The following is a 26,368-nucleotide window of genomic DNA, read 5'->3' on the forward strand; positions in this document are numbered from 1 at the left end:
ATCTCCGTCAGGGGGTGCACGGAAATGCTGGCAGCGATTGGTGGAGTTTCCTTGAAACATTGGTACTACGGGCCGGAGTTATTTTGGCGCGCTCATCAGGCTTTGTTGCAGGCGCGTGGCGATCCACTGTGTCTGCAAGCAGACGTGTTCCCGCATCAGGGGCTCTATTTCTCGCTGAGCGTCTGGCAAGACGCTGAGGCGATGCTGACCTTCGCCCATTCAGGTCCCCACCGCCGCGTGGTGCAGGCGGCCTCGCGGTTGGCTGATGTGAACGAGTTTCATCATTTCCCATGCATCGCCGTGCCCAGCAGGGATCAGGCGTTACAGGTTTGGGCGCAACATGTTCAGGCGGCGGAATAGTGCGTTTTGGCATGGCAAATCCCGTCGGCACCTCCTATGAACAACGCATACGACGATGGAGACACCCATGGCCAATGATCTTTTCAATTCCTTCATGTCCGGCCCCGACGAGCAGGGCCGTTTCGGCATCTTCGGAGGGCGGTTTGTCAGCGAAACGCTGATGCCGTTGATTCTGTCGCTGGAAGAGGAATATGAAAAGGCCAAGGACGATCCCACCTTCTGGGCCGAGATGGACGATCTGTGGGCGAACTATGTGGGTCGCCCCTCGCCGCTGTATTACGCGGAGCGCCTGACCGAACATCTGGGCGGTGCGAAAATCTACCTCAAGCGCGATGAGCTGAACCATACCGGCGCGCACAAGATCAACAACGTGTTGGGCCAGATCATTCTGGCGCGCCGTATGGGCAAGACCCGGATCATCGCGGAAACCGGGGCAGGGCAGCACGGCGTGGCCACCGCCACCGTTTGCGCCAAGTTCGGCCTGAAATGTGTGGTTTATATGGGTGCGCATGACGTGCAGCGTCAGGCCCCGAACGTGTTCCGCATGCGTCTGCTGGGGGCCGAGGTGATCCCTGTGACCTCAGGTCGTGGCACGCTGAAAGACGCCATGAACGACGCGCTGCGCGACTGGGTGACCAACGTCCGCGACACGTTCTACTGCATCGGCACTGTGGCCGGTCCGCACCCGTATCCGGCGATGGTCCGCGACTTCCAGTCGATCATTGGCAAGGAAGCGAAAGAGCAGATGATGAAGGCCGAGGGCCGTCTGCCAGACACGATCATCGCCGCCATTGGCGGTGGCTCGAACGCGATGGGCCTGTTTTACCCGTTCCTCGACGACAAGGACGTTAACATCATTGGTGTTGAAGCCGGCGGTAAGGGTGTGAACGAAAAGATGGAGCATTGCGCCTCGCTGACCGGCGGTCGTCCGGGCGTGTTGCACGGCAACCGCACCTATCTACTTCAGGATGATGACGGTCAGATTCTGGAAGGTTATTCAATCTCAGCCGGTCTGGACTATCCGGGTATTGGCCCTGAGCACTCGTGGCTGAACGATATTGGCCGTGCGAACTATGTCTCGATCACAGATAAAGAGGCATTGGAGGCATTCCAGCTGTGCTGCGCCACCGAAGGGATTATCCCGGCTCTGGAACCCAGCCACGCGCTGGCGCATGTGATGAAGATCGCTCCGAACCTTCCCAAGGATCACCTGATCTGCATGAACATGTGCGGACGCGGCGACAAGGACGTGCAGACCGTGGCAAAGTACCTGAACTTCGATATGTCGGACACCGAGGGCCGCACGGCGGATTGACTGACATGGGTGCCACAGTAGTATCTGTCTGATTGTTCAGATGATATGAGGTGCACTGTCTATGCCTGACAAAATCGACTACGGTGCTTGGCAGGACACCTATTTGGACGCGATGCATCCTCAGCCCGGCAGGCATCGGGTGAAATCCACTGTGAGCAGGAACAGGCCAAAGTTGTACCGCGCCTATAGCGACGAGGGAATTGCCGCCGCCTTGATTGTCGCTGAGATATCCGAGGCCAGGATGTCAGCTTTGAATGCGCAGCAACTCGGCATTTTGACAGTCCAGTTGACCCTAAGTGGTGGAATCGCTTTCTTTTGCGTTCAGGTACTTGAGACGAGCGAGATGAACCCTGTGCAGTTCTTCGCGTTGCTGGCGTTTCTTCTGGCGCTGGGCAGTGTGGTTCTGATTGCCTCTTTTCGCAACAGCACCGCCTACTATTATTACTACAAGCAAAGCTCAGAGGCGCGGTATCTGGCGCGCCATCATCATCGCTTGGCCCAGATTCACATTCAGGCCGACCGCGCTTACAAAAAGAAGATTGGCAGGCTTTCCTGGATGTTGGATGTACACAGCATTCAGTGGGTCAACTGGACGAGCCTTGCTTTATCGGCAGGTATGTTGAGTTTGATTGTCGCCAAATATTGCGAATTCTTCTGAACGATGGCGAAAAGATCCGCCGCTTCTACTAAGAACTCGTGACCCGGTGTTGCTGGAGAATGTCCAGCGGTACAGTCTCCAGCGCCCGTTGATGGGTCGCCTCAAGATGTACCTTCGGCGCGCAGCCTTCGTCATGCGCCTGAAGGAAACGCCCCGCGCACAGGCACCAACTGTCACCGGGTTTCAGGCCCGGAAAGTCCAACTCGGGCCGCGGCGTGCTCAGGTCATTGCCGACGTATTTGGAATAGGCCAGAAACTCGGCCGTCATCACAGCGCACACCGTGTGACTGCCCTGATCCTCGACGCAGGTATTGCAGGCACCGTCCCGAAAGAATCCGGTCAGCGGATCACGGGAACACGGGGCGAGCACTCCGCCCAACACATTGATACTGTCTTGTTTTTGCATGGCCCCACCTTACAGGCTTTGGGCGATCTTGCGGAACATTTCTATATTTGCTTCGTTCACACCTTCGTCGCGGAATTTGCGATCCGCTCCGGTTGTGACAATCAAAACCCCGCGCGGTTGGTCGAAATAGATGTACTGACCATAGACACCGCGGGCCAGATACTCGCCCTCATGCGCACCAATGGGCACCCACCACTGATAACCATAGCCGATCTCGCCCGCTTTAGTTGGGGCGCTGGGCAGGACGGATTCGGCGATCCAGTCTGCGGGCACAAGTTGCTGACCGTTATGTTCGCCGTTTTGCAGAATCATTTGACCAAAGCGCGCAAAATCGCGGGTCGTGAAGTTTAGCCCGCCCAGCACAAAGGCAACTCCTGCGCCGTCGGTCACATAATAGCCGTCATACTCCAATCCAAGAGGTTGGATGACCTTCTCGGTCAGCAGCTCAGAAACGCTGCGACCGGTCGCACCCCTGATCACCATACCGATCACGTGGGTGTCGATGGATACATACTGCCAAGTCTCACCCGGGGTGGCGAACGTGTTTTGCAGTGAGGCCGCGAAATCGTCCAGCTCTCCGCCCAAGGCCACCACGCGGCCCATCCTGTTGATGTCCGAATTGGGATCGAAATAGTCTTCGTTAAAGGTCACACCGCTGGCCATGTTCAACACGTTGCGGATCGTGGCTCCGTCATACGCAGTGCCTTCCAGTTTCGGCGCATATTTCGTGACCGGATCGTCCAACGACTCGATTGCGCCTTCGGCTAACAGGACTCCGAACAGGGCTGAGAGATAGCTTTTGGCAACCGACCAGGAGATCCGCCGGTCCTCAGGACCGGTATCCAGATAGTATTCTTCGAACCGGATTTGCCCGTCCTGCATCACCAGCAGAGACGTCACGGCGCGGTCTTCGATCCAGTCATCGGTACCTTCGGGCAAATCAAAGCCGGGGCCATAGGGCAACTCCCAAGTTGGGCCATCGCCGCGTGGCAGCGGAACTGTGAGAAAGGCCTCATCCATATGAGAAAAGTTGTGAACGATCTTGTCTTCGGAAAACAGAGAGTTCACTGCCATAAGACGTTGAATCTCTTCGCGTTTCCAAGCACCTACAACGACCGCTGCCAATACCAGCATCAGAAGGATGCGCAGCATCCACTTCAACACAACTCTCATGTGTCGCCTCCCCTCCACATGCCCTATTGGACCGCGCCTGCGTGCGATCTGCAATTGGGACGTTACGGCACGTGGGTAAGCGCTATTTGAATTTGTCCAACAGCTTTTGCATGGCCGAGCGATCATCGACTTCAGGCTCAGGTGTCGACTTGCTGCCAGGTTTCGGGCTCTCCGCTGGCGATTTTGACGACCGGGGAGGGGCCGTACGCAGCGCAACCGCATTCATGAACTTGCCGCCATCGCCGTCGGCCAAATGCCCGGCACCATCCGACACGCCGCGCAGGACATCATCCAGCCAATCGGCATCAGCTTTGGCGAAATCGCCCAGAACGTAAGGAGAGACCATCTCTTTGCGGCCCGGATGGCCGATCCCCAGCCGCACCCGATCATAGGCCGGGCTGATATGTTCGTGGATCGAGCGCAAGCCGTTATGTCCGGCATGTCCACCGCCCGCTTTAACGCGCACCTTGCCGGGGGCGAGGTCCAGCTCATCGTGAAAAACGGTCACGTCGGTCGAGTCGAGCTTGTAGAACCGCATCGCTTCGCCCACCGACTGGCCCGAGCGGTTCATGAAAGTTTGCGGCTTGATCAACAGCACCTTTTCACTGCCCAGACGCCCTTCGGCGATCTCGGCCTGAAACTTGGATTTCCACGGGCCAAAGCCATGATCGTCGGCGATCCGATCCACGGCCATAAACCCAATATTGTGCCGGTTGCGGGCATATTTCGAGCCCGGGTTCCCCAATCCGACAAACAGTTTCATACTCTCGTCCTTGTGCGATGCAGTTGGTTGATGGCACGGAATGCCACCCACTTTCCAGCCCGTTGGCCAAAAGAAAACGGGGCCCGAAATGAGCCCCGTTTCAAAATCCGAACAATGGGTCCGGACTTATTCTTCTGCTTCTTCCTGACCGACGACTTCAACTTCGTCTGCGGCCACTTCTTCGCCTTCTTCCTCATCGTCGCTGGTCGACAGACCGGTCGGTGCCGAAACGTTGGCGATCACGAAGTCACGGTCGATGGTCGGCTTGGTGCCTTCGGGCAGGTCAACCGCGGAGATGGTGACGACGTCGTTGATGTTCATTCCGGTCACGTCGACGGTGATCTTCTCAGGAATGTCACCAGCGGTGCACAGCAGTTCGACTTCCGGACGAACAACGGTCAGAACGCCGCCCTTCTTGATGCCGGGCGCTTCTTCTTCGTTGATGAACTCAACCGGGATGAACAGCGCGATCTTGGTGGTCCGACGCAGGCGCATCAGGTCCAGGTGAGTCGGCAGGTCTTTGACAACGTCACGCTGAACGTCGCGGCAGATGACGCGAACGTCTTCGTGGCCTTCAACCTTCAGGTTCCACAGGGTCGACTTGAACCGGCCTGCTTTCAGGCGCTTGAACAGAACGTTGAACGGGATCTGGATCGGCAGCGGCTCTTTGTCGCCACCAAAAACAATGCCCGGAACCATGCCGTCGCGGCGTGCTTGACGAGCGGCGCCCTTGCCTGTCCCCGTCCGTTCCAGAGCTACGAGATCAGGAATCTCTCCAGCCATGATAATTCTCCAATGTTAGGGCGGGCATCCTCCAAGGCTGTATGCCCGCGTGAAGCCGCGTCCTTAGCTTGATTCATTGGGTTTGGAAAGGGGTATTTGGCGGTTTTTCATTCTGCGCGAGTCGCTCGATACGGTAGGCAGGGGCAGAAGCCCCCTTTCGGGCATTTCAGCTTTGCCAGCGCCCTCCGAAATCTTCGGGGATCAGCAGATTGTGGCGGCCCAGATCGGTCACCTTACGCTCACCACACAACGCCATGGTGGTGTCGAGTTCTTTGTGGATGACATCCAGCGCAGTGGTGACACCCTTCTGACCCATCGCACCCAAACCATAGACAAAGGCGCGGCCGATATAGGTGCCTTTGGCGCCCAGAGCCAATGCCTTTAGAACATCCTGACCGGACCGGATGCCGCTGTCGAGGTGGACTTCAAGCTTGTCGCCCACGGCGTCCATGATCTGCGGCAGCATGCGAATTGAGCTGAGTGCACCGTCCAACTGGCGGCCGCCGTGGTTGGATACGACAATAGCGTCCGCCCCCAGCTTTGCGGCCATTTTCGCGTCTTCGGCGTCCAGAATGCCTTTTAGGATCACCTTGCCGCCCCATTGCTCCATCAGTTTTTCGACTTTCGCCCAATCGAGGCTGGGATCGAATTGTTCCGCCGTCCATGCGCCGAGAGATGACGCGTCGGAGATGCCTTCGACGTGACCTACGATATTGCCGAACTCGCGCCTTTTGGCGCGCATCATTTCGATGCCCCACGACCACTTGGTCATCAGATTTGCCAAGGTCTTTGCGGTCAGTTTTGGCGGCGCGGAGAGACCGTTTTTCAAGTCTTTGTGGCGCTGCCCCAGGATTTGCAGGTCCAATGTGATCACCAGCGCCGAACATTTCGCATCTTTCGCACGCTGGATCAGGCGGCTGACATAGTCCTGATCCTTCATCGTATATAGCTGAAACCAGAAGGGATTTGCCGTGTTCTCGGCCACATCTTCGATTGAGTTGATCGACATGGTCGACAGGGTAAAGGGTACGCCGAATGCCTCGGCAGCTTTGGCGGCTTTGATCTCACCATCCGCATGCTGCATCCCGGTCAGTCCGACAGGAGCCAGCGCAACCGGCATGGCAACGTCCTGACCGATCATCTGCGATGAAGTGGATCGCCCGGCCATATCCACCGCCACCCGTTGCCGCAGACGGATATCCGCGAAATCGGAGCTGTTGTCGTGGAATGTCTGCTCGGTCCAGCTGCCGCTTTCGGCATAGTCGTAGAACATCCGCGGCACGCGGCGTTCATACAGGCGTCGCAGGTCTTCGATGGTGGTGATAACGGGCATGGAGCAGCGCCTTTAGTGAATGTGTGAACCAGTTCTACTGGCCCAATTCACTTGGCGCAATTGATCTTGGAAGGGGTATGCCGCAGCGCGCCGGTGGAGCGCCACGGTTTCAGGGGCCGTGCCTCAGGGGCAAAAGATCAGGCAGAATGCGCGCCGTCGGCCAAGGTTTTCACAAAGTCCAGAACCTCGGCCACGGGTTTGCCGGCCGCGATCTGGCTGACGATGGCCGAGCCGACCACGGCCCCGTCCGCGACACTGGCGATGGCTTGCGATTTCTCGGGCGTGTTGATGCCAAAGCCGACGATCACAGGCAGGTCGGTTGCGGATTTGATCCGGGCGACATCCGGGCCGACATTGGTGGCTTCAGCTTCGGCGGCGCCGGTGATGCCTGTGATCGAGACGTAATACACAAATCCCGACGTGTTTTGCAGAACCCGTGGCAGGCGCTTGTCATCCGTGGTCGGAGTGGCCAGACGGATGAAATTCAGACCGGCGGCCTGCGCGGGAATGCACAGCTCTTCGTCTTCTTCCGGCGGCAGGTCCACAACGATCAGACCGTCGATACCGGCAGCCTTTGCGTCAGCCAGAAAGGTGTCAACGCCGCGGCTGTAGATTGGGTTGTAATACCCCATCAGAACAATCGGCGTTGTGTCGTCGGTTTCGCGGAAGGCCCGGGCCAGGTCCAGCGTCCGCTGCAAGGTCATGCCCCTATCCAGAGCCCGTTGACCCGCGGCCTGAATGGTTGGGCCGTCAGCCATCGGGTCGGTGAACGGCAGGCCCAGTTCGATGACGTCGACACCGGCACCCGGCAGGCCTTTGACCACCTCTAGCGAGGTGTCATAGTCGGGGTCGCCCGCCATGATATAAGCGACAAAGGCCTTTTTCCCTTCGGCTTTCAGGGCGGCGAACTTGGCATCAATACGGGTCATCAGCAGTCCTTGCATTCAGAGTTGGACCTGATGTGCAGAAACTTTGCCCGGAAATCAATCCCGCCGGGTCAGATTGCTTCAGAACGCGTAATGATATCGCAGCAAGGCCGAGTTGACGCCGGGGTTGTCGTCCTGAGTGCTGGCATTGGATTTATGCGTGATCGCCAGCGAAATCCTGTTGCCGCTGTCCAACGTGTACCCGACGCCCAGCAGGCTGCGAATCTGGAACTCGCCGCCAAGGTCATTCAGGCTGTTACCGTCCGAAAAATAGCCGGGCATCACGCTGCCTTCGACAAACCAATTGTCTGCAAAGGTATAAATGCCGACCAGCCCGATACCGATGTGAAAGTCACCTGCCGTGTCCACGGAAAGCGCGCTGCCCCACGTGGCCGAAAACCGTGTCGCCTCATGAAAGGGCCGGTGCTGGTACTCCAGCGAGAAAATGGCTTCGTCTCTGGCTGCGCTGTCCGAGAAATCAGAGTACCCGGCACCGAAGATAACAGACTGGGCCTGTGCGGTTGGGGCCGCAAGAACCAGCGCGAAGGCTGTTAGATAATGCTTCATATCTGGAGTTCACTATTTGATTGTTCACAACGTCCTACGTGGTGATCTTAGGGCCGGGGTTTCAATCCGGACAAGCTCACGTCTGACGAACAATCCTGTGATGTTGCATATTAGGCTTTTGGCGCGTTTCGTCGCTCTGGCTTGCGCATTGACCCGGACCTGCATAGAAGCACCCCGCAAATGGTATGCAGGAGGCCGTGATGGGCTTTAAAATGGGAATCGTGGGTCTGCCGAATGTTGGCAAGTCGACCTTGTTCAATGCGCTGACCAAGACAGCTGCTGCTCAGGCGGCGAATTTCCCGTTCTGCACCATCGAGCCCAATGTGGGCGATGTGGCTGTGCCTGACGACCGTCTGGACAAGCTGGCGGCGATTGCTGCGTCCAAGCAGATCATTCCCACGCGGATGACGTTCGTGGATATTGCGGGTCTGGTGAAGGGGGCCTCTAAGGGCGAAGGGCTGGGCAACCAGTTTCTGGCCAACATTCGCGAAACCGACGCCATTGCCCATGTATTGCGCTGTTTCGAAGATGGCGACGTGACCCACGTGGATGGCCGCGTCGACCCCGTGGCCGATGCGGACACCATCGAGACCGAACTGATGCTGGCCGATCTTGAAAGCATCGAGAAGCGCCGCGCCAATCTGGTGCGCAAGCTGAAGGGTAACGACAAAGAGGCGCAACAGCAGGACCGTCTGTTGGCCGAGGCGCAAGCGATGCTGGAAAACGGCAAACCCGCGCGTCTGGTCGAAGTGTCCGACGAAGACGCCAAGGCCTGGAAGATGCTGCAACTGCTGACAACCAAGCCTGTGCTCTATGTGTGCAACGTGTCCGAGGAAGAAGCCGCCGAGGGCAATGAGTACTCCGCCAAGGTTGCCGAGATGGCCGCCGCGCAGGGCAATTCGCACGTCATCATCAGCGCCAAGATCGAAGAAGAGATCAGCCTGCTGGAAGCAGGTGAAGCCGAGATGTTCCTGACCGAGATGGGCTTAGAAGAACCCGGACTCGACCGTCTGATCCGCGCCGGTTACGACCTGCTTAAGCTGGAAACCTACTTCACCGTCGGCCCGAAAGAGGCCCGCGCCTGGACCATCCGCACCGGCACCGCCGCGCCGCAGGCCGCAGGCGTGATCCATGGTGACTTTGAGAAAGGCTTTATCCGCGCCGAGACCATCGCCTATGATGACTACATCGCCGCGAACGGTGAGCAGGGCGCGAAAGAGGCGGGCAAGATGCGGGCTGAGGGCAAGGGCTACATCGTCAAGGACGGCGATGTGATGCATTTCTTGTTTAATACGTAAGGTGTTGCACACAGCCTTGCTTCATTCGTTTTGAGATGGGGTCACTCGGCTTCGGTTCGATTCTGGCGATGTCGATTAGGGTCTGTTGACATTTGGGATTCACAATTTGTCTGAACTCTGATTCAAGTTTCCAAAATGGAGGTTTGAATGGACGAAAACCGTTTTGTGATTTCGGATGATCTTTGGGAGAAGATGGCGCTGCTCCTGCCCGGCAAGGCCGGTGACCCGGGGGCGACGGGTCAGGATAATCGACGGTTCATGGAAGCGGTACTTTGGCGCGTACGAACAGGCGCGCCATGGCGTGACCTACCCAAGGATTTCGGTAACTGGAATTCGGTTTTCAAACGCTTTCGTCGATGGGCCAAAGCCGGTGTGTTTGAGAGTCTTTTCAATGCTATAAGCAGAGAGCCCGACCTCGAATACGCTCTGATCGACGGAACAATTGTGCAAGTCCATCAGAAGGCGTCGGGCGCAAAAGGGGGACTCAGCATCAAGCCATCGGACGCTCTCGCGGCGGGCTGACGACCAAGATTGTGGCCCTGGTCGATGCGCTCGGCAACTTGTTCCGTTTTCTGCTTCTACCGGGGCAAGCACACGACATGAAAGGAGTTGCTCCCCTGATCCAGGATGTCTCCTTCGGAGCTTTGCTGGCCGACAAAGCCTTCGATTCTGATTGGCTTCTGAAAGACCTTGATGAGCGCGGCGCTACTGCTGTTATCCCGCCAAAATCGAACCGAAAAATGCTGAGAGACTACGATACCCACATGTACAAGTGGCGTCATCTGATTGAAAATTACTTCGCAAAGATCAAGGAATTCAGAGGTATAGCAACGCGATACGACAAGACCGACATCAGTTACGCTGCTAACTGGCACCTCTGCGCTATGCTCGTCGCCGCACGCTGATTGTCAACAGACCCTAGTGCCGTAGTTGTTCTGTTGCCAGTTCTCACGGCTATTGAATTGACGACGGTGTTCTGGTGAGTTTGACCGCGCAGCGTGCTTGCAAATGCAATCAAACAGTAGGTTTTTATGCGTCATATTTCTCAGATATCGCTCTTGCTCTCTGTTGCTTTCGGAACTTCATCCCTAGCTGAAACAGCGGAAACAGATAATTGGTTCCAGATGTTGGATGCTTGTGAGACGATCGTCTTCGATCAAGACGTCTCTGTTTTCGATGGCCTTGAATCAGCTGAACCGCTTGTGAATGTCGGTGGCTTGCATGAAGTGGCGGTTTTCAACCCGAACGCCTCTTTGGTCGCAAGTGCGGTATCGTCCCAAGGAAGTTGGTTTATGTGCGTCATCGCGGCCAATCCGGCTTTGGAGCCAAGGCTCGCGGGATCACTCGTTCAGGCTTGGTCGGAAACTCAAAACCAAGTTGCTCAATCGGCGGAAAATAATCTCGTCAATTTTAATGACAAAACAACTTTTAACCCGGTCAGAGTGCGCTGCGGAGAAAACGAACGTTTAGTCGTGGCCGCAGCCTTTGCATACGAAAACAGAGAATTTCGTATGGCGATCACGGACAGATTACCGTCGTCCGTAGAAAATCCTTGTTTGCACTAAATCCGGTACTGTGAGGGACATCCCAGATCAAGGCAGCCCCAAATGATCGAAATCCGCGACCTTCAACTCCTCAGCGCCCTTGCGCGGCACCGCCACTTTGCCAAGGCTGCCGAGGAATGCGGGATTTCTCAGCCTGCCTTCTCGATGCGCATCCGTAATCTCGAAGACCGGCTGGGCGTCTCCATCGTCCGCCGGGCCAACCGGTTTCAGGGGCTGACCGAAGAGGGCGAGATGATCGTCCAGCGGGCGCGGCGTATTCTTGATGACACCAAAGCGCTGGAACAGCAGGTGCTGGCCGCCAAGGGTGAGATCACCGGTACGTTGATCCTTGGCGTGATACCCACCGCGATTGCCTTCACCGGTCGCCTGATCAAACGGCTACGCGACGCGCATCCCCGCATCATCACGCGGATCGAAACCATGTCGGCCACAGCGATTCAGCACCGGTTGGATGAGGGTAGTCTGGACGCGGGCATCACTTATGGCGACAGCATCGGAACTGATTTGCGGCAGGTGCAGCCACTGTACGAGGAGACTTATGTTCTGCTGGTTCCGTCGCACATGACGGATGAGACAGGAGAGATCCCTTGGGCGCGGGTGGCGGAGTTCCCGCTCAGCCTGTTGGAGCCGCAGATGCAGAACCGACGCATCCTCGAACGGATTTTCGCCGAACAGGGACTGCACCCGGACGTTGTCGCGGAAACCAGCGGTTTCACCGCTGCGATGGTCATGGCGCGTGAAGGGTTGGCGGCCACCGTTGTGCCTCGGGTGCTGGTGCGCGCGCTGGGTGATTTGAAGGGCACAAGGGTGCTGCCTCTGGTCGATCCCGTGGTCAGCAAACCGATTTGTCTGGCGACCCTGTCCCGCGACCCGGAACTGCCGACGGTCGAGGCTTTGCGTGCTGTTGTGACGTCTTTACGGTGATAAGCTGTCGTTATCGTGCGATAGCGACAAGAGATTTGACGATATGCTATTCTGATGAGACACGGAGCCTCAATCGGAGGGCATCATGGCACCATTAGATACCAAGCCATCGGGCGCACCCAAGGGCGTCTGGAAGTCAGGTAAAGGCAAAGGGCGGCACACGCCCAAAGGCCGTCAGTTCACGGACGAAGCGCAGGCGGAAATCGCGCGCCTGCTGGGCGACCGCCCACGCCGCCGCGACCTGCTGATCGAATTCCTGCATTTGATTCAGGACGAACACGGCCATATCAGCGCCGATCACATCGCCGCGCTGGCGGTTGAGATGCGGATCGGTCAGGCCGAGATCTACGAAACCGCGACTTTCTATGCCCATTTCGATGTGGTGAAAGAGGGCGAGACGCCTCCGCCTGCGCTGACCATCCGGGTCTGTGATTCCCTGTCCTGCGAAATGGCTGGTGCCCAGCAGCTGCAAAAAGCGCTGGAAGATGGTCTGGACCCATCCGAGGTCCGTGTTGTCCGCGCGCCCTGCATGGGCCGTTGTGACACTGCTCCGGTGCTTGAGATCGGTCACAACCATATCGACCATGCGACGCCCGAAAAGGTGCAGGCTGCGATTGCTGCCGATGACACCCATGCGCATCTGCCTGACTACGAAACCTTCGCGACTTACGAGGCCAATGGCGGCTATGCCAAGCTGAAAGAGCTGCGCGAAAGCGGAGATTGGGAGAAGGTGCAGGAAGACGTCCTGTCCTCGGGCCTGCGCGGTCTGGGCGGCGCTGGCTTCCCGTCCGGCAAGAAGTGGGGCTTTGTTCGCATGAACGAAGGTCCGCGCTATCTGGCCGTGAACGGGGACGAGGGCGAACCCGGTACGTTCAAAGACCGTTACTATCTGGAGCGCACGCCGCATGTCTTCCTCGAAGGCATGTTGATCGCCGCATGGGCGGTCGAGGCTGAGACCTGCTTTATCTACATGCGCGACGAATATCCGGCGGTTCTGGAAATTCTGCGCCGTGAGATTGCCGCGCTGGAACAGGCCGGGATCGTAGACCCCGGCTACATCGACCTGCGCCGGGGTGCGGGTGCCTATATCTGCGGTGAAGAATCCGCGATGATCGAGTCGATTGAGGGCAAGAAGGGCCTGCCGCGCCACCGTCCTCCGTTCGTGGCGCAGGTTGGGGTCTTTAACCGCCCGACCTTGGTGCACAATGTCGAAACGCTGTATTGGGTCACCAAAGTGTGCCGTGAAGGGCCGGAATGCCTCAACAGCACCGAAAAGAATGGCCGCAAGGGCCTGCGCAGCTATTCGGTCTCGGGCCGGGTGGCGAAGCCGGGTGTCTATCTGCTGCCTGCCGGGTCGACCATTCTGGACGTGATCGAGGCCGCTGGTGGAATGGCTGAAGGACAGACCTTCAAAGCGTACCAGCCCGGTGGTCCGTCCTCGGGCCTGCTGCCCGCATCTATGGATGACATCCCGCTGGATTTCGACACGCTGCAACCGCATGGCACTTTCATCGGTTCTGCGGCCGTGGTGGTTCTGTCCGATCAGGACACAGCCCGCGACGCGGCGCTGAACATGCTGCGCTTCTTCGAAGACGAAAGCTGCGGTCAGTGTACGCCCTGCCGGGCAGGCTGCGAGAAGGCGGTGAAGCTGATGCAGGCGGACAAATGGGACACCGACCTGCTGGAGGACCTCTGCCAGGTCATGGGCGATGCCTCGATCTGCGGTCTGGGGCAGGCGGCCCCGAACCCGATCCGCCTTGTCATGAAACATTTCGCTGACGAAATCTGAGGGAGACAGAGCCATGCTTGATGCAAGCCCAACCAAGACCGTCACCTTCAACCTGAACGGCGAAGATGTCACCGTGCCCGAGGGCTGGACCATCTGGGAGGCCGCCAAGGGGCAGGGGTTCACCATTCCGCATCTGTGCCACAAGCCGCAGCCGGGCTACAAACCCGACGGCAACTGCCGCGCCTGTATGGTCGAGGTGGAAGGCGAGCGCACGCTGGTCGCTTCGTGCATCCGTCCCGCATCCGAAGGGATGGTCGTAAAAACCGACACTGACCGTGCCGAGAAATCGCGCGCGATGGTAATGGAACTTCTGGTCGCCGACCAGCCCGAGGAAGCACATGACACATCCAGCCATTTCTGGGACATGGCCAAGCTGAACAATGTCAGCGACAGCCGGTTCCCGGCGAAAGAGGCCGAGAAAGTCCCCCTGCTGGATGACAGCCACGTGGCGATGCGCGTCAATCTGGACGCCTGTATCAACTGCAACCTCTGCGTCAGGGCCTGTCGTGATGTGCAGGTGAATGACGTGATCGGCATGGCCGGTCGCGGGCACACGGCGCAGGTTGTGTTCGATCAGAACGACCCGATGGGCGATTCAACCTGTGTGGCCTGTGGCGAATGCGTTCAGGCCTGCCCGACCGGTGCGCTGATGCCCGCTACCGTGCTGGATGACCAGCAGCTTGGCGACAGCAAGGACTATGACAGCGAAACCGAAAGCGTCTGCCCGTTCTGCGGTGTGGGCTGCAAGGTCTCGCTGAAGGTCAAGGACGGCAAGGTGAAGTATGTCGAGGGCATCAACGGCCCGGCAAACGAAGGCCGTCTGTGCGTCAAAGGCCGCTTTGGCTTCGACTACATCCACCACCCCCACCGCCTGACCAAACCTTTGATCCGGCGCGAGGATGCGCCAGAAAAGGGCTTGAACGTCGATCCGGGCAACCTGTCGACCCATTTCCGCGAAGCGACATGGGAAGAGGCGATGGATCTGGCCGCCTCCAAGCTGCTCGCCTTGCGCGACAAAGACCCGCGCAGCGTGGCAGGCTTTGGTTCGGCCAAGTGCACCAACGAAGAAGCCTACCTGTTCCAGAAGTTCATCCGTCAGGGGTTCAAGCATAACAACGTCGACCACTGCACCCGTCTGTGCCACGCGTCGTCGGTTGCTGCCCTGATCGAGAACGTGGGCTCGGGCGCTGTGACCGCGACCTTCAACGAGATCGAAAACGCGGATGTGGCGATCATCATCGGGGCCAACCCGATTGAAAACCACCCCGTCGCGGCGACCTATTTCAAGCAGTTCACCAAGCGCGGCGGCAAGCTGATCGTGATGGACCCTCGCGGTGTTGGTATGCGCAAGTTCGCCGATGAGATGCTGCAATTCCGTCCGGGTGCCGATGTCTCGATGCTGAATGCGATCATGAACGTGATCGTCGAAGAGGAACTCTATGACAGCCAGTACATCCACCGTTGGACCGAAAACTGGGAGGCTGAGAAAGAGCATCTGCGCCAGTTCACGCCTGAGGCGATGGCCCCTATCTGCGGTATCGAACCCGATCAACTGCGCCGCGTGGCCCGCACCTTTGCGCAGGCCAAGGCTGGTCTGATCTTCTGGGGTATGGGCGTCAGCCAGCACATCCACGGCACCGACAACTCGCGCTGCTTGATCTCGCTGGCTCTGATGACTGGCAACGTGGGCAAGCCCGGCGCGGGTCTGCACCCGCTGCGCGGTCAGAACAACGTGCAGGGCGCATCAGACGCGGGTCTGATCCCGATGTTCCTGCCGGACTACAAAACCGTCACGGATGACAACATCCGGGCGCAGTTCACGGATGTCTGGGGCTCGGACGATTTCTCTAACGAGAAGGGTCTGACGGTTACCGAGATCATCGACCAGATTTATGCACGCAATATCAAGGGCATGTATATTCTGGGCGAAAACCCGGCCATGTCTGACCCGGACGTGAACCACGCGCGCGAAGCGCTGGCAAAGTTGGACCTGATGATCGTGCAGGACATCTTCCTGACAGAGACAGCCAACTATGCTGACATCATCCTGCCCGCCTCGGCGCTGTATGAAAAGAACGGCACCGTGTCGAACACCAACCGTCAGGTGCAGCGTGTGCGTCCGGCCGTAGCCCCTCCGGGTGAGGCGCGTGAGGACTGGGCGATCACGGTCGAACTGGCGCAGCGTATCGGGTTGAACTGGGACTACACGGACGTCTCTCAGGTCTTCAATGAGATGAAGCTGACCATGGAGTCGCTGGACAACATCACGTGGGAGCGTCTGGAAACCGAGACGATCACCTACCCGTCGCTGTCTGAAACCGATCCGGGTCAGTCCATCGTTTTCGGCGACGGCTTCCCACGGGCCGAGGGCAAGGCACGGTTCACACCGGCCAGTGTTATCCCGCCGGATGAAGCGCCGGATGACGAATACCCGATGATCGCCACCACTGGCCGTCAGCTGGAGCACTGGCACACAGGGTCGATGACCCGCCGCGCCAAAGTGCTGGACACGGTAGAGCCCGAGGCGAACTGTTCGATGAACCCACGCAAGCTTAAGCTGATGGGCATTGAACCGGGTGAGATGATCCGTCTGACCACCCGTCGCGGTTCTATCGAGATCATGGTCCGCGCCGACCGGGCGATTGCCGAAGACATGGTGTTCATCCCGTTCGCCTATGTCGAGGCGGCGGCGAACATCCTGACTAACTCGGCCATCGACCCCTATGGCAAGATTCCCGAGTTCAAGTTCTCGGCGATCCGGGTCGAAAAGATCGAAGACGCCATCGCGGCAGAGTAACCGACACTCTTAAAGCTCGAAAAAGGCGGCCTGAAAGGGTCGCCTTTTTCGCGTCTTGACAGCGGGTTACTTGCAGCCAACCTTGTCACAGTCCTAGGTGCAAGAGGTGCAAATGGCCCGCCGTTTCGTCGATTTATCCGTTCCGCTGGAAATGGGCATCGTGTCGGACCCGCCGATCATGCTGCCCGAGATCGAGTACATGACCCACGACCAGACCGCCGAACAGGTCATGTCCTTCTTTCCGGGCCTTCAGAAAGACGACCTGCCGGGTGGGGAAGGCTGGGCCATCGAGCGGCTTCAGATTGCCACCCATAACGGCACCCATCTCGATGCGCCGTATCACCATCATTCGACGATGAACAATGGCGAGCGGGCAATCACCATCGACGAGGTGCCGTTGGAGTGGTGCATGAACCCCGGGGTGAAACTGGATTTCCGCCATTTCGACGATGGTTTCGTGGTCTCTGCCGCAGATGTCGAGGCCGAGCTGAAGCGCATCGGTCATGAGTTGCGCCCACTGGACATTGTGGTCGTCAACACCGCAGCCGGAACCCAATACGGGCAGCCGGACTATCTGATGAAGGGCTGCGGTATGGGGCGCGAGGCGACCTTGTACCTGACCGAACGCGGCGTGCGCGTGACCGGCACAGACGCCTGGAGCTGGGACGCGCCCTTTGCCCTGACCGCTCAGGAATATGCCGAAACCCGTGATCCCTCGATCATCTGGGAAGGCCACCGGGCCTCGATGGACATCGGCTATTGCCATATGGAAAAGCTGACCAACCTCGAAGACCTGCCGTCCTCGGGCTTTGAAATCTCGTGCTTTCCGTTCAAGATCAAAGGGGCGTCGGCGGGGTTCATCCGCGCTGTTGCGATCTTTGAGGAGGACACGGATGACTGACCCACTCAGCGGCCATGACGGGCCTTACGATGCGCCGGTTGAAATCCGCGGTTTCCGGGTGCTGCCCGAGTGGGTCGACTATAACGGCCATATGAATGTGGGCTACTACGGTGTGGCCTTCGATATGGCACTGGAAAAGCTGATGGTTGATCATCTGGGCTTGGGAGAGGTGCAGGTCGAAGCGCTGGGGCAGGGGCCGTATGTTCTGCAATCCCACATGAATTTTCTGCGCGAAGTGCAACCCGACGCAACATTCTGGTTTCGGTTCCGTATGTTGGACGCAGACCAGAAGCGCGGGCATTACTTTGCTGAGATGATGTCCGAAGATGGCACGGTCTGCGCCACGCAGGAGGCATTGTTCATGAATGTCAGCCACACCACGGGGCGATCAGTACCGTATCCGGATTGGGCAATTGCGCGTTTGGCGCGAATGGTCCGCGACCACGCTGCGCTAGAGTCTGCGCCACAGATCGGTCAGTCGATTGGCATTCGGCGGTCCTAGTAGTCGCGTTCAAAAAACAGCCCCAGACCCGTTTCCCCACGCCCGTCCACCGTGCCACGCACTGTAAAGTTGTCGGTGACATCCAGATTCAGGTTCACCTCGGTATCGCCCTCGGTGTTGACGGTGAAATCGGTATAGAGGTTCTCGCCGAGATACGCACCGGCCCCCAATACCCCGCCACCGCCTTCCGCTGCACCGACGTCAACTGTGTCCAGCCCGGTCGCCTCGCGCACGCCTTTAGTTGCGTCACCGCCTGCACCGCTGAGCTGTGCCAAGGACGCAGCCATTTGGGCAATTACGAACGGCGACAGTTCTGAAAAACGGTTGCCGAACAGCAGCATGGCCAATGCCTCTTCGGCTGGGCGCTCGGGGTCCGAAAATACGTCAACCTCGGGTGCATCCAACGGCCCGGCGATTTCGATCGTGGCGGTGCCGTCCGAGGTGCTGGCCGAGGATTCAAACTCGATATATGGCGTCAGGTCGCCTTGTAGGGTAACGATGCCTTTGGTCAGCGCCAGCCGGCGCCCCAGAATGTCAAAGTTGCCGCGGATCAGTTCAATCTGACCGGATGGAATGACCGAGGTTGTGGTGCCGCCGATGAAGATCTGACCACCCAGCTCGGCGTTCACGCCCCGACCGCGCACAAACACGGCCTTGGGGGCCAGCAGGCTGATATCCAGCGCGATACGGGAGTCGCTTTTGGCGGCCCCTTCTTCGACCACAAGACCTGCGCGTTCGCGGGTCACATAGCCCGCGGCGCTTTCGTTGACATGTTCCATATCCGGGATCGGCGCGGCCCCAACTGCCCCGGCGGCCGCCGCAAGGTTGATATTGGTTTCGTCAAAGGTGATCTGGCCGGATAGGGCGCTGTTGCCTGCCAGTGCTCCGGTCATGGCGATCTGGCCGTTCATTATGGTCTCGTACAACAGCTGATCAGTCAGCACGAGGTTGTCGAGCCGCGTAGTGATATCCGCATTGAACGGAGGTGTCAGGTCCAACGGCCCGGACACGGTAAAAGTACCTCCGGCCCGCATGCCGCCATTAATCGAAATCGTCGCCCGGCTTTGCGCCAGTTCAACCGAACCGCTGATCCCTGTGATCGTCTGACCCGCTCCGGGGATGGCCAGCGATGTGCCCGAGGTGGTGATCGTGCCGCTGAGTGAGGCCAGCTCGGGTTTGCCTTTCAGTCGCAGGTTATGGCGGGCGGTGCCTTCGATCTTGTTCGGCGAGATAAAGATGTTGGCGATGCCCAGGTTGACGCTGCCCTGACCTTGCAGGTCAGCCTCGCCGCTGGTCTCGTCAAATGTGCCGGCGACGGTGCTGCTGATCTCGGCCGGGCCATTGGCTGATCCGTCGATGGTCCAGACGCCGTTGTCACGCTTTGCCGTCCCTGTCGCGGCAATAGTGCCGGGGAAATCGGGGACGAACCGTTCGATCTTGTTCAGTTTGGCATCGAACTCCAAATCCGCCGCGCCGTCGGTGTCCACCGTACCCTTGAGCGCGGCATAAGAGCTGTCAGGTCCGCTCAGCCGTGCGGTGCCTTCCAGCCCTGACCCGGATGGCGCAACGTTTCCATCCAGCGACAGCGGCCCGGACTGAGTGGGAATGATGCGGCCCAGATCGTCCAACTGCGCCGAGAACGTTAGCCCACCAGCCTGACGGTCCAGCTTACCCGAGGCATTGGCCGACAACGCGGTGCCTTGCAGACGGAACGTGCGGATATCCAACCCCTCATCACCGTTTTCGGCATCGACGTTCAGGGTGGTCCGGCCTTGAATCAACGCATCCACCAAGTCGATGCCGGTGAGAATGTCGTCAGCTTTCACGTCGCCCTGAATATCGAAGGTTCTGTTGGCCAAAGTGCCAAAGCCCTTCATGTTGGCCGCGACAGAGCCGCCCAGATCGCGCTGGGCCAGGCCCGAGAACAGCGACAGGTCCGGCGCATTCACGCGTGCGCTGCCATCGACGGACAAATCGCCCGTGGGGTCGTCAATGGTCGCCGCAACCTGCGCCGTCAGGGCGGTGCCGTTCACGGTCGCGTTGCGGATGTCGATCCGGTCTGCGGTGCGCGCGCCGTCCCATGTGATCGTGGTCTTGCCGGTCAGCAGAGGGTCAATCTCAGCCATACCGGTTGTTATATCCTGCCCAGTCACGCTGGCCGTACCGTCAAACTCCAGCGTCTGGACAGTGCCTTTTCCGTCCAGTTCCGCCTGCACGGAACCACTAAGGTCGCGTTTGGCCAGACCGGAAAACACCGACAGATCAGGGCTGTTCACGCTGACCTGCCCGTCAATGGTCAGGTTGCCATCAGGTGTAGTAACATCACCGCTGGCCTGTGCCTGCGCCGCCTCGCTGTTGAGGTCAAATTCACGAATGGTGATGCCATCCGCACCTCGGCTACCGTCGAGGGTAATCGTCGTCTCGCCCTTGATGATCGGGTCGATATCGTCTCGTCCGGTGATCAAATCGCGGCCTTCGACCACCAGTTTTCCGTCAAAGCTCTGCTCAAGGGGGGAGCCTTTGCCTTCGACCCGGGCCGAGGCCGTTCCGCCAAGATCCAGTTTGGCCAGTTCTGAAAAGCGCGACAAATCAGAGGCTTGCAATTCAGCTGTCCCGTCCACCGTCAAACCGCTGGTCAGCCCGGCGATCAGCGCATCCAGCGCCAGCGTATAGTCGGTACCAACCAGTTCAAACCCCGACAGGTTCAGCGACTGATCGCTGCCATAGTCGAACTGGCCGTCCAGCGTGACACGCTCGCCCAGTGCGGTGGTCAGTGCCTGATCGTTCAGGTCGATGCCGTCGACGATGGCTTGAAGGTCGCCCTGAACGCTGAATGCGTTGCCCTGTTCAAGAACGCCCTGTGCCGTAATCCGGGCGGTGTCCAGCTTGGCTTGTGGGGACTGGAAGGCGTTCGCTGTCAGGCTGAGGTCCCACAGGTTGCCGTTCTTCTGGTCAAACAGGGCCGAGATTTGGGCCGCTTCGATGGATGTATCCCCGCTGCCCACCGGCAACACAACAGCCTGTCCATCTGGCGGGGTGATGCGCCCTTGCAGCGCGGCCAGTTGCAGGCTGCCACCTTCGGCCAGCTGCAACTCACCCTTCAGGTCCAGAGCCTGCGTGGTCAGCTCCAGATCAGAGATATCCAGCGCACCTTCGGGTTGGGTCTGCCCATCGACGAACAGTCGCGTGTCCGGCCCGAAGAACGGGTCCAGATCCTCGGCCATAAAGGGGGTCAGATCGCCGCTCAGATCGGCGGTAAAGGCAATCCCGTCTGCCGCTCCGGTTTCCGCCGCGCGCAGTTGGACCTGGCCTGCAACCCGTTGTTGATTGTCGCTGCTCAGCGCGATATCGGCGGTGAAGTCGGTCAGCGGCCCGGCACCTTTGGCTGACAGACCAATCGGCGGAGTGTCGGGGATATTCAGCGCGGTTGAGATCAATCCGCCCGAGGCTTCGTTCACCTGTAGGTCCAGATTGATCTCGCGCGAGCTGTTCTGGAAGCCCGCGGTCAGCGTGATCTCGTCACCCGCCCGATCCAGACGGGTGATGTCGAGGTTGGTGTCCAGCGTACCGTCAGCCAGCGACAGGTTCCCCGTGACCGACAGATCCGCGGCGACCCCGATCAGAGGTTCGCCGAGGGACAGGTCGTTCACCCGAAGCTCTCCGATCTCGATCGAGACGGGTAGTTCAGGCAGTTGAAAGGGTTGCGTTTCAGCCGATGGGGGCGGCGTTTCCTTGGTTGTTGTGCCGGGCGCGCGGGCGATGTCGATTTCCTGCGCGGTCAGGGCATTGACGGAAAACCGCCCGCGGATCAGCGCCAGCCGGTTCCAGTCCAGCACGGCGTCTTTGATGGTCAGCCAGACGCCTTCATCATCTGCAACGGTGATTTCTTCAATCGTGGCACGCGCGCTCAGCGCCCCTTGCAGGCCCTTGACGGTGACGTTCTGGTCATCGCCCGACAAGGTGTCTTGCAGGAACCGCTCTAACATGCTGCCGCCGCCGTCATCCTCCTGCGCGAAAGCGGGCGGCGCGGTCAGGATCATAACCGTGGTCACAATCGGGTATGAGTATTGCCGTATCAAAACGCCTGTCCGATCCCGATATAGAATTGCAGGCCGCTGCCCGTGTCGCCCTGAACCGGCAGCGCCAGATCAAGGCGCAACGGGCCGAAACCGCCCAGGTCATAGCGCACCCCAAGACCTGCACCCGAATGAAACTCGGCATTGCTGCCGATGAACGAGGACGTGTCCACCGTACCGAAATCATAGAACCCGACAAGCGATATCGTGTCGTTGATCTTGCCGCGCACCTCGCCGGAGAGCCCGACAAAGGACTTGCCGCCCGCGACCCCGCCATTGACCGGAATGCCCAGGCTTTCAAAGGGTTGCCCGCGCACCGTCCCGGCACCGCCCGAGAAAAACAGGAAATCCGGGGTCACATTGCTGGGCGATGGTCCGATTACCGACCCGACCTGTGCGCGCCCGGCCAGAACGATCTGCCCTCCTGTTCCCAGACTGGTATAGGTACGTGCGTCTGCAAACAGCCGGATGCCGGTATCCGTGCCGGAAAAGCCTATGAACGGCATGGCCTGCGCGTCCAGATAGAAGCCACGGGTTGCGCTGACCTTGCTGTCGCGCTCATCCCATTCCGACCGCAGCGGCAGGATAAAGTACTGGAACTTACGGCCAGTGCCATAAGCGTCATCCGCATCCGACCACTGGAACCCGGCCGAGGCTTCGGCATAAAGCCGGTCTGAAAACGTACGCCGCGCACCATATGCCAGCGATGCGATTGATACGTTGTAGTTGTCGGTGTTGCGACGCTCCAGTAAGGCGCTCCAAAATGTGTTATCGTCCGGGCCAAGGCGGTCGGGCTGGTCCAGCCGCAGACCGATCCGTCCGTCCAGGTCTTCGCTGCCGCCGATATTGCGCAGCGCGGCCTCGAACCGCAGCCGCTCTGCGCGGCGAAACACGTTGCGATGTGTCCAAGTGGCCGTCACGTCCAGCCCGGCATTCGAGGCGATCTCGACCCCAAAGGTTAGTCGGCGCTTGGGCAGGTCTTCAAACGTCGCATCGAAATCCAGTGTGCCGTCGGGATTGGGGGTATCCTTTTCCTCAATCGAGACGACGCTGAACGTGCCGGTCCGACGCAAGCGGGTGCCGACTTTCTGGATTTTTTCAGGCGAATAAACTTCCCCTGCGGGAAACCCGGCGATCTTTTCGATCGAGCGGTGGCGTACATCGGTGTCGCCCTTGATGAACATCTTGCCGAATGTCAGGCGCGGGCCGGGGGCAAGGTCGATTTCGGCGTCCAGTTTGTTCTGTGAATGGCGGGCGATCACCTTCTGGCCTTCGACTGCTGCCTTGGCGTGACCGGCATCCCGCCATCCCTGCACCCCGGCTGATGCCGCGCGCTGAATCGCACCGGTGGTGGCCAGTTTACCCGTGGCAAAGCTTTCGGGCAGCTCCGTCTGGGGCGCCATCGGTTCGACGATCGCGGTGCCAAAGGTGAAAGTCGGTCCGGTATCGACCGTGATAACAGCCCGATTGATTTGTGCCGGAACACTGAGTGAGCTCAGCTCAGCCGCCTCCTGACCGTCCAGTTTGATGCTCACGACTGGGCTGAAATACCCCTCGTCATACAAAATCTGAACGATGGTGCGGTAGTCCGACAGGGCTGCCGATAGAACCTCAAGCGGTGTGTCCAGCCCGCGTGCTTCGGCGGTTGTTACCGAAGACGTTTCTTCAATGCGCTGGATCAGTTCTTTCGATGCACCGGGGGCGTTCAGCGTTGTTTCCAGCGCGGCCAGAGAGGTCGGCAACACGGCGGCCATTGTGCCGAGAAGGCAATTCCTCAGATAGGCCCGTGGCCTGCTTCCCTGCATCTATTGGCTCCAACTGCCCCAACTCGAAATCAAAATCGCCGTCTTATGCGGAACAACGGCTGATTACATTCATGTTAGAGCATCAGTTTCCGCGCAGGAAAAGGATTTATCGAATTTGTTGCCGAAATAGCTTTCTTTGCCCGCTCAGGACCCGGCATTGCGGAACCACCTTATGATGGCCTCGCGATCCTCGGGCTCCATGTAAGTGACGTTGGCTGGGGGCATGGCGTGGCTGACGCCCGATTGCAGATAGATTTGCTTGGCATTTCGGGCGATATCGCCCTTGGTCTCCAGCAGCACGCCTTTCGGGGCCCAGAGCAGACCCTCCCACACAGGTTCGCGGGCATGGCACATTGAGCACCGTCCCAGCACGATGTCATGCGCCTGTTCAAACCCGTCCGCGGCGGCGAATTTCTGTTCATAGGGCGTCAGGGGCTGGGCTTCGGCCTCTTCCAAAGGTTTGTACATCGGCGCAGTCGATAGCCACATGATCGCGATAAAAAGCAGCGCAGTGGCCAGCCATGTCCAGGTCGGATTGCCAGCGCGTGCATGGCGGGTATTGAAATAGTGCCGGATGGTGACGCCCATCAGGAACACCAGCGCTGCAATGATCCAGTTGTATTCCGTCGCAAAAGCCAGCGGGTAATGGTTCGACAACATCAGGAACACGACCGGCAGCGTCAGATAGTTGTTATGGGTCGAACGCAGCTTGGCGATCTTGCCGTATTTCGGGTCCGGTGAACGGCCGTTCTTGAGGTCATCCACCACGATGCGCTGGTTCGGCATGATGATGAAGAACACGTTGGCGGTCATGATCGTGGCGGTGAAGGCCCCCAGATGCAGCATCATCGCGCGCCCGGTGAAAATCTGGTTATACCCCCAGCCCATCGCCACCAGCAGCACGAACAGCAGCACCATCAGTAGGGTGGGGCGCTCTCCAAGTCCCGATTTGCAGAGGAAGTCATAGATCAGCCAGCCAACCGTCAGTGAAGCCGCCGAAATCAGTATCCCTTGCCACAGCGCCAGATCAGCCTTTTGCGTGTCGATCAGATAGAGCTCTCCGCCCACCCAGTAGACAATCATCAAAAGCGCAGCACCGCTGAGCCAGGTCGCATAGCTTTCCCATTTGAACCAGGTCAGGTGGTCCGGCATCTGTTCGGGCGCGACCAGGTACTTCTGGATGTGATAGAAGCCGCCGCCATGGACCTGCCATTCCTCGCCATCCGCCGGGCCGGAAATGTTCCGGTTCAGGCCAAGGTCCAGTGCAATGAAATAAAAGGACGATCCGATCCAGGCGATTGCGGTAATGACATGCAACCAGCGCACGGCAAATGCCATCCAGTCCCAGAACACGGCGAAGTCGTACATGAGGGGTCTCTCCGGTAAGTTACCGCCACACTAGGCAAACGGGCTTTTCTTCGGTATTCCCGTATATTGTCAAACTGTATCAAAAAAAACGATAAGATGTCCTATCTCGACAATATCCGTACCTTCGTCAGGGTCTATGATCTGGGCAGCATGTCCGCTGCCGGGCGGGACCTGCGAATCTCGCCTGCCGTGACTTCGGCGCGGATTTCACAGCTCGAGGATCATCTGGGCGTGCGTCTGTTTCAGCGTACGACCCGCAACCTCAGCCCGACCGAGCAGGGACGCGCGTTTTATCCCGGCGCGGTTGCGGTTCTGGATGCCGTTGACGACGCCGAAGCTCAGGTCGTGCACCTGACCGAAGCGCCACGGGGGTCATTGTACGTTGCTGCTCCGCTGGGCGTCGGGAGGCGGTTGCTGGCTCCGCATGTGCCTGACTTTCTTGAGGAATACCCCGAGATCGACGTTCGCCTACGCCTGACGGACCGATCGGTGGACCTGACGACCGAGGGATTGGATCTGGCGTTTTTCATCGGCCAGCCCGAGGACAGCACCCTGCGCATACGCAAGATCGCTGATTGTCAAAGAGTGCTGTGCGCGGCCCCGGAATATGTGGAGCGCAAGGGAATGCCTCAAACGGGGAGTGACCTGATTTCAGGTAAACACGAGTGCCTGAACCTGCGCTTTCCTGGTGCGACAGAGTTCCAGTGGCAGTTGGAAACCCCTGAAGGGGCAAAGCGATTCGCTGTATCGGGTCGGTTCGAATGCGATGACGGGGATGTGCTGACGGACTGGGCGCTGGCGGGACAGGGCATTGCGATGAAGCCGGTGTTCGAAGTGGCTGACCATCTGAAGGCCGGGCGGTTGGTGCCGGTTGCGGTCGATACACCCCCGGTCCCGGTGCAGATGGCGTGTTTGTATACGCATCGCCGCCATCAGGACCCGAAGGCGCGTTTGTTTATGGATTTCATGATTGCGCGGATAGGCAAGGTCGTTCGCAGTTCGGAATCAGTCCCCTGACAAAACCTCCCGCCTCTGTTTGTGCCCTGCGGGCCCGGCACA

Annotated in this window: 21 protein-coding genes and 1 pseudogene; 12 read left to right on the forward strand and 10 right to left on the reverse strand. The window is 58.9% G+C overall.

The window, feature by feature from the left end; translation table 11 throughout:
* Nucleotides 1-24 precede the first annotated feature (24 nt).
* From ACOQOY_RS16050 to ACOQOY_RS16060, 3 genes are all read left to right on the forward strand, one after another.
* On the forward strand, nucleotides 25-360 hold the full coding sequence (locus tag ACOQOY_RS16050; protein WP_420586363.1) for a hypothetical protein: 336 nt from the start codon (nucleotides 25-27) through the stop codon (nucleotides 358-360).
* Nucleotides 361-427: 67 nt separating this feature from the next.
* Complete coding sequence (gene trpB, locus ACOQOY_RS16055; RefSeq protein WP_420586364.1) at nucleotides 428-1,675, forward strand: tryptophan synthase subunit beta; 1,248 nt, start codon at nucleotides 428-430, stop codon at nucleotides 1,673-1,675.
* A 61-nt stretch (nucleotides 1,676-1,736) separates the two neighbouring features.
* A complete protein-coding gene (locus ACOQOY_RS16060; protein WP_420586365.1) occupies nucleotides 1,737-2,333 on the forward strand; it encodes a hypothetical protein in 597 nt (198 codons plus the stop codon).
* Between the two features lie 28 nt (nucleotides 2,334-2,361).
* Here ACOQOY_RS16060 and ACOQOY_RS16065 read toward each other — a convergent pair whose 3' ends face one another.
* The 7 genes from ACOQOY_RS16065 to ACOQOY_RS16095 all read right to left on the reverse strand — a co-directional run bounded on the left by ACOQOY_RS16065 (nucleotide 2,362) and on the right by ACOQOY_RS16095 (nucleotide 8,284).
* On the reverse strand, nucleotides 2,362-2,739 hold the full coding sequence (locus ACOQOY_RS16065) for a DUF2237 family protein (RefSeq protein WP_420586366.1): 378 nt from the start codon (nucleotides 2,737-2,739) through the stop codon (nucleotides 2,362-2,364).
* Nucleotides 2,740-2,748: 9 nt separating this feature from the next.
* The gene (locus ACOQOY_RS16070; RefSeq protein WP_420586367.1) at nucleotides 2,749-3,912 is read right to left on the reverse strand and encodes a serine hydrolase domain-containing protein; all 1,164 of its coding nucleotides are present in this window, start codon (nucleotides 3,910-3,912) and stop codon (nucleotides 2,749-2,751) included.
* An 82-nt stretch (nucleotides 3,913-3,994) separates the two neighbouring features.
* Complete coding sequence (gene pth, locus ACOQOY_RS16075) at nucleotides 3,995-4,675, reverse strand: aminoacyl-tRNA hydrolase (RefSeq protein WP_420586368.1); 681 nt, start codon at nucleotides 4,673-4,675, stop codon at nucleotides 3,995-3,997.
* Between the two features lie 126 nt (nucleotides 4,676-4,801).
* Nucleotides 4,802-5,458 carry a 50S ribosomal protein L25/general stress protein Ctc gene (locus ACOQOY_RS16080; protein WP_420586369.1) on the reverse strand — a complete coding sequence of 219 codons (657 nt, stop codon included), beginning with the start codon at nucleotides 5,456-5,458 and terminating at the stop codon, nucleotides 4,802-4,804.
* 166 nt (nucleotides 5,459-5,624) lie between these two features.
* The gene (locus tag ACOQOY_RS16085) at nucleotides 5,625-6,791 is read right to left on the reverse strand and encodes an alpha-hydroxy acid oxidase (RefSeq protein ID WP_420586370.1); all 1,167 of its coding nucleotides are present in this window, start codon (nucleotides 6,789-6,791) and stop codon (nucleotides 5,625-5,627) included.
* A gap of 137 nt (nucleotides 6,792-6,928) precedes the next feature.
* Nucleotides 6,929-7,720 carry a tryptophan synthase subunit alpha gene (gene trpA, locus ACOQOY_RS16090; protein ID WP_420586371.1) on the reverse strand — a complete coding sequence of 264 codons (792 nt, stop codon included), beginning with the start codon at nucleotides 7,718-7,720 and terminating at the stop codon, nucleotides 6,929-6,931.
* A 78-nt stretch (nucleotides 7,721-7,798) separates the two neighbouring features.
* On the reverse strand, nucleotides 7,799-8,284 hold the full coding sequence (locus ACOQOY_RS16095) for an acyloxyacyl hydrolase (protein WP_420586372.1): 486 nt from the start codon (nucleotides 8,282-8,284) through the stop codon (nucleotides 7,799-7,801).
* A 200-nt stretch (nucleotides 8,285-8,484) separates the two neighbouring features.
* On the opposite strand from ACOQOY_RS16095, the gene ychF reads away from it, so the two are divergent.
* From ychF to ACOQOY_RS16135, 8 genes and pseudogenes are all read left to right on the forward strand, one after another.
* Nucleotides 8,485-9,582: a redox-regulated ATPase YchF gene (ychF, locus tag ACOQOY_RS16100; RefSeq protein WP_420586373.1), complete on the forward strand. Its 1,098-nt coding sequence runs from the start codon at nucleotides 8,485-8,487 to the stop codon at nucleotides 9,580-9,582.
* Between the two features lie 192 nt (nucleotides 9,583-9,774).
* Nucleotides 9,775-10,487 (forward strand): annotated as a pseudogene (locus ACOQOY_RS16105) (IS5 family transposase).
* A 126-nt stretch (nucleotides 10,488-10,613) separates the two neighbouring features.
* The gene (locus tag ACOQOY_RS16110) at nucleotides 10,614-11,147 is read left to right on the forward strand and encodes a hypothetical protein (protein ID WP_420586374.1); all 534 of its coding nucleotides are present in this window, start codon (nucleotides 10,614-10,616) and stop codon (nucleotides 11,145-11,147) included.
* Between the two features lie 42 nt (nucleotides 11,148-11,189).
* On the forward strand, nucleotides 11,190-12,071 hold the full coding sequence (locus ACOQOY_RS16115; protein WP_420586375.1) for a LysR family transcriptional regulator: 882 nt from the start codon (nucleotides 11,190-11,192) through the stop codon (nucleotides 12,069-12,071).
* A gap of 85 nt (nucleotides 12,072-12,156) precedes the next feature.
* Nucleotides 12,157-13,860, forward strand: a complete 1,704-nt coding sequence (locus tag ACOQOY_RS16120; RefSeq protein ID WP_420586376.1) for an NAD(P)H-dependent oxidoreductase subunit E — start codon at nucleotides 12,157-12,159, stop codon at nucleotides 13,858-13,860.
* A 13-nt stretch (nucleotides 13,861-13,873) separates the two neighbouring features.
* A complete protein-coding gene (gene fdhF, locus ACOQOY_RS16125) occupies nucleotides 13,874-16,657 on the forward strand; it encodes a formate dehydrogenase subunit alpha (RefSeq protein ID WP_420586377.1) in 2,784 nt (927 codons plus the stop codon).
* Between the two features lie 112 nt (nucleotides 16,658-16,769).
* Nucleotides 16,770-17,558 (forward strand): cyclase family protein, encoded by a 789-nt coding sequence (locus ACOQOY_RS16130; RefSeq protein ID WP_420586378.1) that lies wholly within the window; start codon nucleotides 16,770-16,772, stop codon nucleotides 17,556-17,558.
* Nucleotides 17,551-18,060, forward strand: a complete 510-nt coding sequence (locus ACOQOY_RS16135) for a thioesterase family protein (protein WP_420586379.1) — start codon at nucleotides 17,551-17,553, stop codon at nucleotides 18,058-18,060. Before ACOQOY_RS16130 ends, ACOQOY_RS16135 begins: the two co-directional genes overlap by 8 nt.
* Here ACOQOY_RS16135 and ACOQOY_RS16140 read toward each other — a convergent pair.
* From ACOQOY_RS16140 to ACOQOY_RS16150, 3 genes are all read right to left on the reverse strand, one after another.
* Entirely contained in the window at nucleotides 18,057-22,139 is a 4,083-nt protein-coding gene (locus ACOQOY_RS16140) for a translocation/assembly module TamB domain-containing protein (protein ID WP_420586380.1), read from the reverse strand. The genes ACOQOY_RS16135 and ACOQOY_RS16140 overlap by 4 nt on opposite strands.
* A complete protein-coding gene (locus tag ACOQOY_RS16145; RefSeq protein ID WP_420586381.1) occupies nucleotides 22,136-23,941 on the reverse strand; it encodes an autotransporter assembly complex protein TamA in 1,806 nt (601 codons plus the stop codon). The genes ACOQOY_RS16140 and ACOQOY_RS16145 overlap by 4 nt, the downstream gene beginning before the upstream one ends.
* 144 nt (nucleotides 23,942-24,085) lie before the next feature.
* Nucleotides 24,086-25,309, reverse strand: a complete 1,224-nt coding sequence (locus ACOQOY_RS16150) for a urate hydroxylase PuuD (RefSeq protein ID WP_420586382.1) — start codon at nucleotides 25,307-25,309, stop codon at nucleotides 24,086-24,088.
* A gap of 96 nt (nucleotides 25,310-25,405) precedes the next feature.
* On the opposite strand from ACOQOY_RS16150, the gene ACOQOY_RS16155 reads away from it, so the two are divergent.
* Nucleotides 25,406-26,326 (forward strand): LysR family transcriptional regulator, encoded by a 921-nt coding sequence (locus tag ACOQOY_RS16155; protein ID WP_420586383.1) that lies wholly within the window; start codon nucleotides 25,406-25,408, stop codon nucleotides 26,324-26,326.
* Nucleotides 26,327-26,368 lie beyond the last annotated feature (42 nt).

It is taken from the genome of Ruegeria sp. (assembly GCF_965221235.1).
Lineage (GTDB): Bacteria > Pseudomonadota > Alphaproteobacteria > Rhodobacterales > Rhodobacteraceae > Ruegeria.